Source organism: Actinomadura sp. KC216 (genome assembly GCF_004348535.1).
Taxonomy (GTDB): Bacteria; Actinomycetota; Actinomycetes; order Streptosporangiales; family Streptosporangiaceae; genus Spirillospora.
This window is the reverse complement of record NZ_SMJX01000336.1, coordinates 1-8,743: the sequence shown is the minus strand read 5'-3', so window position 1 is coordinate 8,743 and position 8,743 is coordinate 1. Positions and strand designations below refer to the sequence as shown.

Sequence of the window (8,743 nt, the reverse complement as noted above, 5' to 3'; positions counted from 1 at the left end):
CCCCAAGCCCCCGGAAAAGAAGAAGGGCCGCAAAAAGTAGCCCCACCCCTACCGATCATGGCGGTTCCTGCCCACTACATGGGTGACACGCCTCCCAGTGGAAGGAACCCCATGAACGCCGCTACGGCGATCAACCTGCTGACGGCAGCGCTGGGCTTGATCAGCGCCTTACTGCCCCTCGCGGCCGGATACCGCCGTGTCCGGGACGGGCGGGACGGCGATGACCTCCGATGAAACCCGCGACGACCCGCCACCTTGGCAGGCCGGTCCGGAGCGGTTCCGGCGTTCACCGGAATCGCCGCCGCATCCCGATGGCGATGTCGGCACAGTGCGTGAGACCTTCCTGGACTTCTACGCCGACGAATACCAGCAGGTCGTGCGGTTCTTGATGATCGCCCGCGGTGCCGCCCTTCACGCCGCGGAGGACGCCGCCCAGGAGGCGTTCATCGAGGCGTGGCGCACAGCGCACCTGCCCGGGGACTGGGAGCGCATCGGCAACCGGAGGGCCTGGATCCGCACCATCGCCCTGCGCCGCTACAACCGGCCGGACGGCACCCGGCGCAGGCGACCGCCCACCGTCCCGGGTGTGGAGGAGGTCCTCGCCGACCTTCCCTCCCTCCGGCCGGATCCCGCCGACCTGGCGATCGGAACGATGCGGGTCCTGCAAGCGCTACGCGCCATCGAAGACGACCAGGCCCGCGCCGTGATGGCCTTCACCCTGGACGGCCACTCGGACCGCGTTATCGCCGCCCACATGGACATCGACCCTCAGCGCGTCCGAAATCTGCGCGCCAAGGCCCGCACCCTGCTGCGCCGACATCTGGGCCCCGTCCGCAGGCAGGAAGGAGAAGCGGCCCGATGACCCACGACGATCACGATCCGGCCGCTCTCACCGACGCCGAACTCGACCGCTTGCTGGCGGAGGCACACGATGACCTGCTCCGTCACACCGAGCGGTACACCGACCCCACAAGGGGCCTGCTGGCCTTCATGGGGGACGACGCCGCGACTACCGGCCCGGAGCCTCAGTCGCCCGGCCATGGCCGTGACTTGGTCATTCTCGAACTCCGCCACCTCATCCGCCGCACCGAGGAGCAACTGCCGGGAGGCATCACCGAGCTCCGCGACGCGCTGATCCGCGCGAATCTTTCCAGCCCCGACACGAGGTATCTGGGCTTCCTCCTGACCCTCACGCAAGCCGTCACCGCGGCCAACGCAACCCACAACGCCTTCTACAGGTCCCGCGACGTCCGCGATTTCACCCACGACCACGACCTGACCCGGGCCGTCGCGCTGGCTCTGGATCTGGCCCGCGACTTCGACGACGACGCGATCCTGAACCACGCGCTCAGCCTGGCATACGCCCGTGCCGACGGCCTCGATCACGCCGTCGACCGCGCCCTCGACCGCCACTACGTCCTCGACTGCGCCCGTTCTCTGGTCGCCGATCTCTGTCAGGCCTTGGCCAACGCCCCCGCCGTCCACCTGGCCCGCGATTTCAAATCCAACCTCGGACTCGTCCGGGTCCGCGCCCACGCCGTCGGCCTCGCCCGCAAGATCGTCAGAACCCATCATCTCGGGCTCATCGATGACCTCGCCGGCACGCTCGTTCACCTGGTCGCCGCGACGTTCGACTCAGCGCCTCTGGACCTGTCCGGTGTGAACCTCTCGCATCTCAAGGACATGGATCTCGAAGCACTCGCGGGCGCGGTGTGGACGCGAGCCACCACCTGGCCCACGACGGGCATTCGCGAGCTGGTCGAACAGCACTCCGAAGAGATCGGCGACGGGGTGTTCCAAGTCCGGCGGGGCACCGAGCATGACCCGCACGACTCCGTTCTGGCCTGAACTTCTCGGCGGTCAGCCGGGGTGGTCGACGGTGAGGCGGGCGGCCCGGCCCTTCTCGCCGGCGGCCCAGCAGCCGCCGTCGGGGGCGCAGTCGACGGTGTCGAAGCTGCCCTCGTCGAACCGCGTCCAGGTGCGTCCGGCGTTGAAGGTGAGGTCGCTGCCCGTGGGGCCCACGACCATCGCGATCGGGCCGGTGTAGCGGGGCCAGGTGGCGCCGGAACGGTATTCGGCGGGCGGGCGCTGCGCGGGGTGCCAGGTCCGGCCGCCGTCGCTGGTCGTGGCCGCGGCGTTCGGGGACGGCTCGCCCGGACGGTAGTCGCCTCCGACCGCGACGCCGTGCCGGGAGTCGCGGAACGCCACCGAGAACACGCCCTGGGACGCGCCGGACGGCAGCGGCGTGTCGGCGACCGTCCAGGTGCGGCCACGGTCACCGGAGTGGAAGACCCGTGCGCGGGACGCTCCGCCAGTGGCGAGCCACACGTCGCGCTTTCCATGGCTCACCAGGCACTGGCCGCTGGCGGCGAACGCGAACTCGCCCTCCAGGGCCTCGGGCATCCCCGTGGACGGCAGCACCTGCCAGGTGCGTCCCGCGTCCTTGGTGGAGATGACGCGGAACCGGCCGTCGACCGGGTCGCTCATGGCGAGGCCGTTGCGGGAGTCGAAGAACGTCATGCAGTCGTAGAACGCCTTCGGTTCGTCGTTCTTGAAGCCGAGCGTCCAGGTGCGGCCACCATCGGAGGTGCTGTAGACGCGGGACGCCTCGCCCTCGCCGATCGCCAGCACGACGGCGCGCTTCGCGTCGAACGCCTCGATGTCGCGGAACTCCAGCCCGGCGGCGTCGGCCGGGGCGACGTTCTGCCAGGTACGGCCGCCGTCGGTGGTGCGCAGGACGGTCCCGCCGCTGCCCGCCAGCCAGGCGACCTTACGGCCCACGGCGGCGAGGCCGCGGAACCGCGCCTCGGACCCGGTCGGCGTGACCCGCCAGCCGAGCCCGGCCGTCCAGACGCGCATGCCCTCGGTGGTCTCCGCGTGCGCGGTGCCCGGCACCGCGAGGGAGGCCACGATCATCGCCGCACACACTCCGGTGAGCGACAGCTTCCGGGCGAGCGCCCGCATCGGCTTCATAGGCCGCAACGTAACGAAAGATGATCAACGCGTCCAGACCCACAAAATCATGCGCCGGACGTACTTTTGCGGGCGGAGTGGTCGCGGGATTAGTCTTCGAGTTTTATGCGGAGGCGGCGGAAGCCTCGGCCCTTGTTCTCGACCTTTGCGACTCGGATGCGGCCGACCTGTTTGGTGGACGCGACGTGGGTGCCTCCGTCGGCCTGGGTGTCGAGGCCGACGATGTCGACGATGCGGACGTCCTGGACCTCGGGCGGTACCAGGTTCGTCGCCGTCCGGATGATGTCGGGGATCTCGAAGGCCTCGGCCCGCGGCAGCGTCTTGATGTCGATGCGGCGGTCGGCCTCGATCTCGGCGTTGCAGGCGTCCTCGACGGCCTGCTTGAAGCCGGGCGGGACCTCGCGGAGGTCGAAGTCCATGCGGGCGGTCAGCATTTCCATGTTGCCGCCCGTCACCAGGCAGCCGTAGTCGCGGAAGACCACGCCGCACAGGAGGTGGAGGCCGGAGTGGGTGCGCATCAGGGCGGTTCTGCGGTCGTCTTCGAGGGCGCATTCCACGGCGGTGCCGGGCGGGGGGACGGGGTCGTCCTCCACCGGGATGAGGGTCAGGTCGTCGGCCTTGCGCGCGCCGGCGATGCGGGTCTGGACGCCCTGCCAGAGCAGGACCCCGTGGTCCGGCGGCTGCCCGCCGCCGCCCGGGTAGAACGCTGAGCGGTCGAGGACGATGCCGTCCGGCCCCGAGTCGAGGACGACCGCCTCCCATTCCCGCAGCTCTTGGTCGTCCAGTTCCAGGCGCGTGGTACGCCCCATGATCTCCATGCGCTCAGCCTAGGACGCGCCGGGTCTACCAGGGGCCGTAAGGGCCGGAGTGGGAGTTGCCGCCGTTCCGCTTCTTGAAGGGGGCGACGGCCGGGCGGACGTCCGCCAGGTAGACGGCGGCTGCGATGAACGCGGCGACCGGGAGGATGCCGAGCAGCAGGGCGATCGGGCTGGCGCCGAGCGCCGCGGGCGCGACCGCGTAGGCGCCGCCGACGACCACCGTGACGATCAGGACGATCGTCCACATCTTCTTGCGCCACTTGCCCGCGGCGCTGAACGCGCTCTCCGGGACGGTCAGGGAGTCGATCAGCGCCCACGCCTCCATCGCGAACGCGATGATCAGCAGTAGCCAGAAGAAGTAGTCCAGCACATTGAAGTCCGACATCGGCGATCAGCTCTCCTGCTCGTCTCGGACGGCGATTCCACGTCGCCCACACGGGGCCTCACTACCCCAACCCTATGCGCGCCGTCCACCGATGAGCCCGCATCGGGAGCGCGGGAACGCGAAAGAGCCCGGCCGGAGGGCCCGGCCGGGCTCCTTACAGATGTCGCGCTCAGGCGCCGTTCTTCTTGGTCGTGGACCGCGTCCGCGTGCCGTTGCGCTTCTGCGCCGCGGCGCGAGGCTTCGGGGCCGGCTTCGTGTCGGTGATCTCGGCGACCTCGACGGCCTCGCGGTGGACGACCTTCTTGCCGCGCTCGGCGAGCTCCTCGAAGAGCTCGAAGGCCAAGGTGCCGACGTGCGTCGCGTAGGCGACGGCGGCGCCGGGCAGGTCCTTGGCGTCGACGCGCTCCTGGTACCGGGAGACCTCGCCGCGGTAGCGGTCCACGGTGCCGAGGACCTGGACGCGGTAGCGGTCGACGGTCTCGCGGACCTCGCCCTGGTACTTCGTCGCGGTCTCGCGGTACCTGGTCATCTGCTCGGGCATCTCGCGGAGCTTCTGCACCGCGAAGTCGCCCGCGCCGGCCACGGCGTACACGGCCTTGTTCTCTCGCAGGTTGCTGGCCAGCGTCATCCGACCTCTTCCTTTCCTTCTGGTGTTCGCTCTGGAATGGCTTGCTCGGCCGCGGGCCACCCGTCCGGCTCGGCGGCCTCGTCGGGGGCCGCGTACTCCGACGGCGGGACGCCGTCGGCCTCGTTCTCCTTGAGGAACGACGCGTAGATGTCGAGCAGGACCTGCTTCTGCCGTTCCGTGAGGAGGGCGTCGGCGCGGACGGCGGCCTGCAGGTCCGTGTCGGCCTCGCGGGCCTCCAGGATCCCGGCCTGGACGTACAGCGCCTCGGCGGAGATCCGCAGACCCTTCGCGATCTGCTGCAGGATCTCGGCGCTCGGCTTGCGCAGGCCGCGCTCGATCTGGCTCAGGTACGGGTTGGATATGCCCGAGACGTCCGCGAGCTGACGCAGCGAGATCTTCGCCCGCGTCCGCTGCTCGCGGATGTACTCCCCGATCGAGCCGACCTTCGAACCAGCCATGTCTCCACCCTGCGTCATCGTGCTTGCAATTGCAAGCACGATAGCTAGCACTTGCCGGGTGAGTCCCCTCACATGGCCGAGATTTGACGCCGCGGCGTTCATCCGGGCGGCGTCGAGCGGCGAATACCCGGTGCTCGACAGGTCATTCCAGGCACCGGGCCCGTCTCTGTCCCGCCTCTATCCGGAGGCGGGCCCGGCCACTAGCTGACTTTGGAGGGCGGGGCCGTCCAGGTGTTGCAGAGCGTCAGGCGGCGCCCGTCGTAGCCCGTGACGACCCAGCCCGCGTAGTGGCGGCCCAGGCCGTGGTCGCGCTCGTCCGGGGGCAGGCGGTCCTCGCCGCGGCCCCGCAGGTCGATGATCATCGCGGTGTACTGCTCCTGCGTCATCGGCAGCGTGGTGCGCTCCGCGCCGAGGAACGCCCCGGCGAAGCACTGCGCCTGGAGTTCGATGCGGCGGCTCGCCTCGTTGCGGGCGGCGGTGCCGGCGGACTCCATCTGCCGGTCGGCGTAGAGCAGGATGCCCGCGCGGTCCTGGACGTGGTGCCCGTACTCGTGGGCGATGATGCGCGCGAACACCGCGTAGTGGGACAGCGGCTCGCCGCCCGAGGTCTCCACGACGTGCCGGAGCCCCACGTACATCGTGTTGTTGGCCGGGCAGTAGAACGCGGACGCGCCCGGCGCCGGGTAGCTGCCGCAGGGGCTGCGTCCGGGCTCCACCCAGAACACGCGGTCGGGCTTCTGGTAGGGGATTCCGGCCTTCTCGAACTGCCTCGTCCAGGAGACGTCCAGGCAGTCGCTCAGCACGTCCATGAAGCGGCGCATGGACTCGGCGCTCGGCTCGATGCGGGGCACGGTGCAGTTCACCGGCGTCAGCGCGCCCGTCTTGTAGAGCTTGCTGTCGGTGGCCTGCGCGCGCGGGGACGTCCCGCCGCCGGACGCGGTGGTGGTCCGGGTGCCGGACACGCCGTCCTGCCCGGCGAAGAGGGTGAGCCCGAGGATCCCGAGGACGATCATCGAGGTGAGGCCGCCGAAGATGCCCGCGATCGTCCCGCCGGCGCTGCGGCGCGGCCGCGGGCGCATCGGGGCGTACCGGTACTGCGGCTGCCCGTACGGGCCGCGGGGCGGGTACGGCGGCCCCGGAGGGCGCGGCGGGCCGGGCGGTCCCGGCGGGCCGTAGGCAGGGGGCGGCCCGTAACCGGGGTGCCCCTGGCCGGGCGGCCCGTATCCGGGTCGCCCGTAAGGCTGCGCCGGATGCCGCGAGGGGGGCGGCGGGGGGTACTGACCTGCCATAGCAGGTCATCATCGCACGCATTCCCGATACCATTTGCGGCCATGTCTGCTCTTGCGGCGATGTTCCGGTTGCGGCCGGTGGTTGCGGTGGTGTCGGGTGCTTTGTCGGCAACGGCCGTCCTGTCGGCCTCGACCTGGGTTTCCGCCTCGGCGGCGGAGCCTGCGCGGGTGCGGGTCGCCGCGGCGGAGCGCGTTCTGAAGGACGAGGCCGTCCTCACCACGGGTAAGGGCGGTGTGACCCGGGTGAGAGAGACGATTCTCTACCGGTTCGACGGCGGCAAGGGCTTCGACCGGACGTTCCCGACGCGTGACCACGAGAGCCTCACCGAGGACCGCGTCTACAAGATCGAGAACCTGCGGGCCAGCAGCCCGGACGGCGGGCCCACCAAGGTCGGCTCGTCCAGCAAGGACACCACGACGACCGTCTCGGTCAGCGGCGGCCAGGAGCTGACCGGCAACCGCACGATCATCCTGGAGTACGACGTGCGCGGCGCGATCACCCGGATGGGCGCGGCGGAGGAGCTGCGCTGGCCGGTGATCGGCGGCTGGAAGGTGCCGGTGGACGAGGCGCGCGCGGTCGTGGACGGCGGCGCGGCCATCCGCAACGTCAACTGCTTCACCGGGCCGATCGGCAGCACGATCGGCTGCACGCAGTACTTCACGAACCACACGCACACGCAGGGCGTCTTCGCGGAGCAGGGGCTGCTGCCGGGCGAGTACCTCACGGTCGTCGCGGGCCTCCCGGCGGGGACGACCGGCGGCCACGCCCTCTACGAGCGGCGCCACACGATCGCGACGGCGTTCTCGGTCAACGCCGTCACCGGCGGCGCGCTCGTCGGGCTGCTGGTGCTGCTGGGCGGCGGGCTGGCGGCGCTCTACATGCTCCGCGGGCGCAACGCCCGGGTCGTGGGGAAACATGCCGCCGAGGGCGACCATCCGCCGCTCGCCGGGACGGAGTTCGAGCCGCCGGACGGGGTCCGTCCCGGCCAGATCGGGACGCTGATCGACGAGCAGGCCGATGTGATCGACGTCACCGCGACGATCGTGGACCTCGCCGTCCGCGGCTACCTGCTGATCGAGGAGGAGGACAGGGCCACTTCCGGCCGCCTCGACTGGACGCTGCGGCGGCTCGGCCGTCCCGTCGTCGAGCTGCTCCCCTACGAGCGGATCCTGCTGGACGCGCTGCTCACCGCGCCCGACGGCACCGGCCGCGACGCGGTCAAGCTGTCGGAGCTCGGCGGCACGTTCGCGACCAAGCTCGCGCAGGTCAGGTCCGCGATGTACGACGACGTGGTGAAGCAGGGCTGGTTCGCGCGGCGGCCCGACACCGTCCGGTCCCGGTGGACGGTCGCGGGCATCCTGATCACCCTGCTCGGCGTCGCCGGGACCGTCGCGCTCGCCCTCACCACCGAATGGGCGCTCGCCGGGCTCGCGGTGATCATCGCGGGCGCGGCGCTGGCGTACGGCGGCCAGTACATGCCCGCGAAGACGGCGCGCGGCGCCACGGTCCTCGCGCACACCATCGGGTTCCGCGCGTTCCTGGAGCGCGGCGCCATCCCGGACGGCGCCGCGCTCGAGTCGCGGCAGCGGATCGCGCTGTTCTCGCGGTTCCTGCCGTACGCGGTCGTGTTCGACGCCGTCCCGAAATGGGCCGAGACGGTGAAGGACGCGGGCGAGCGCGCCGAGGGCGCCGACAACCTCTACTGGTACGAGGGCCCGGCCGAATGGGACCTGTCGAAGTTCGCCGAGTCGATGCGCACGTTCACCTTGGCGACCTCCGGTTCCATCTCCCAGTCCCGGGGCCTGTGAGGCCCGTCGCGGCGGGTGGCGACCGAAACGGAGGCGGGCGGTCGCCGAAACGGAGGCGGACGGTTAAGGAACTGACGGGGGGTAGGGGCTGAGGCGAGGAGGTTCCTCATGCTCCCCAGCCCCGACCTCGCAGTTTCCGCCGCCGCGGGCCCGGTCCTCGCCGACTCGACCCGCCTCGGGGACGCGGCCTTCATGGCCGTCGGCCCTGCGGTGATCTTCGTGGCGGTCATCGCGTGGATCGTGGTGACGCTGGTGGTGGCGCAGCGGCAGCCGCGCCGTTCGAGGCGCTCCTCCGGGCTGCCGCATCGCGGACCCGTCCAGGGCGGTGTGATCTTGGGCAGCCCGTCGCAGCGGACGAGCCGAGACCCGATCCCGCCCCGGCC

General features: G+C 71.0%; 10 protein-coding genes. 4 read left to right on the top strand and 6 right to left on the bottom strand.

Features of this window, described 5'->3' with window-relative positions:
• The first annotated feature begins 328 nt into the window (after nucleotides 1-328).
• Both E1264_RS35850 and E1264_RS44030 read left to right on the top strand, forming a co-directional pair.
• Nucleotides 329-862, top strand: a complete 534-nt coding sequence (locus E1264_RS35850) for a sigma-70 family RNA polymerase sigma factor (RefSeq protein ID WP_132180849.1) — start codon at nucleotides 329-331, stop codon at nucleotides 860-862.
• Nucleotides 859-1,848, top strand: coding sequence for a hypothetical protein (locus E1264_RS44030; RefSeq protein WP_165964554.1), 990 nt, complete (start codon nucleotides 859-861; stop codon nucleotides 1,846-1,848). Before E1264_RS35850 ends, E1264_RS44030 begins: the two co-directional genes overlap by 4 nt.
• 12 nt (nucleotides 1,849-1,860) lie before the next feature.
• Here the strand turns inward: E1264_RS44030 and E1264_RS35840 are convergent, their stop codons facing one another.
• The 6 genes from E1264_RS35840 to E1264_RS35815 form a co-directional block, all read right to left on the bottom strand.
• The gene (locus E1264_RS35840) at nucleotides 1,861-2,973 is read right to left on the bottom strand and encodes an oxidoreductase (protein ID WP_207936686.1); all 1,113 of its coding nucleotides are present in this window, start codon (nucleotides 2,971-2,973) and stop codon (nucleotides 1,861-1,863) included.
• 89 nt (nucleotides 2,974-3,062) lie between these two features.
• Nucleotides 3,063-3,782 (bottom strand): alanyl-tRNA editing protein, encoded by a 720-nt coding sequence (locus tag E1264_RS35835; RefSeq protein ID WP_207936684.1) that lies wholly within the window; start codon nucleotides 3,780-3,782, stop codon nucleotides 3,063-3,065.
• A gap of 34 nt (nucleotides 3,783-3,816) precedes the next feature.
• On the bottom strand, nucleotides 3,817-4,176 hold the full coding sequence (locus E1264_RS35830) for a DUF2516 family protein (protein WP_205717850.1): 360 nt from the start codon (nucleotides 4,174-4,176) through the stop codon (nucleotides 3,817-3,819).
• A gap of 169 nt (nucleotides 4,177-4,345) precedes the next feature.
• Nucleotides 4,346-4,804: a hypothetical protein gene (locus E1264_RS35825; protein WP_132180845.1), complete on the bottom strand. Its 459-nt coding sequence runs from the start codon at nucleotides 4,802-4,804 to the stop codon at nucleotides 4,346-4,348.
• Complete coding sequence (locus E1264_RS35820) at nucleotides 4,801-5,262, bottom strand: helix-turn-helix transcriptional regulator (RefSeq protein ID WP_132180843.1); 462 nt, start codon at nucleotides 5,260-5,262, stop codon at nucleotides 4,801-4,803. Before E1264_RS35820 ends, E1264_RS35825 begins: the two co-directional genes overlap by 4 nt.
• A 200-nt stretch (nucleotides 5,263-5,462) precedes the next feature.
• Nucleotides 5,463-6,551 carry a neutral zinc metallopeptidase gene (locus E1264_RS35815; RefSeq protein ID WP_243711373.1) on the bottom strand — a complete coding sequence of 363 codons (1,089 nt, stop codon included), beginning with the start codon at nucleotides 6,549-6,551 and terminating at the stop codon, nucleotides 5,463-5,465.
• Nucleotides 6,552-6,593: 42 nt separating this feature from the next.
• Between E1264_RS35815 and E1264_RS35810 the strand changes: the two genes are divergently transcribed.
• Both E1264_RS35810 and E1264_RS35805 read left to right on the top strand, forming a co-directional pair.
• The gene (locus E1264_RS35810) at nucleotides 6,594-8,360 is read left to right on the top strand and encodes a DUF2207 domain-containing protein (RefSeq protein WP_132180839.1); all 1,767 of its coding nucleotides are present in this window, start codon (nucleotides 6,594-6,596) and stop codon (nucleotides 8,358-8,360) included.
• 108 nt (nucleotides 8,361-8,468) lie between these two features.
• The coding region (locus E1264_RS35805; protein WP_132180837.1) for a hypothetical protein at nucleotides 8,469-8,743 on the top strand (275 nt) is incomplete at its 3' end.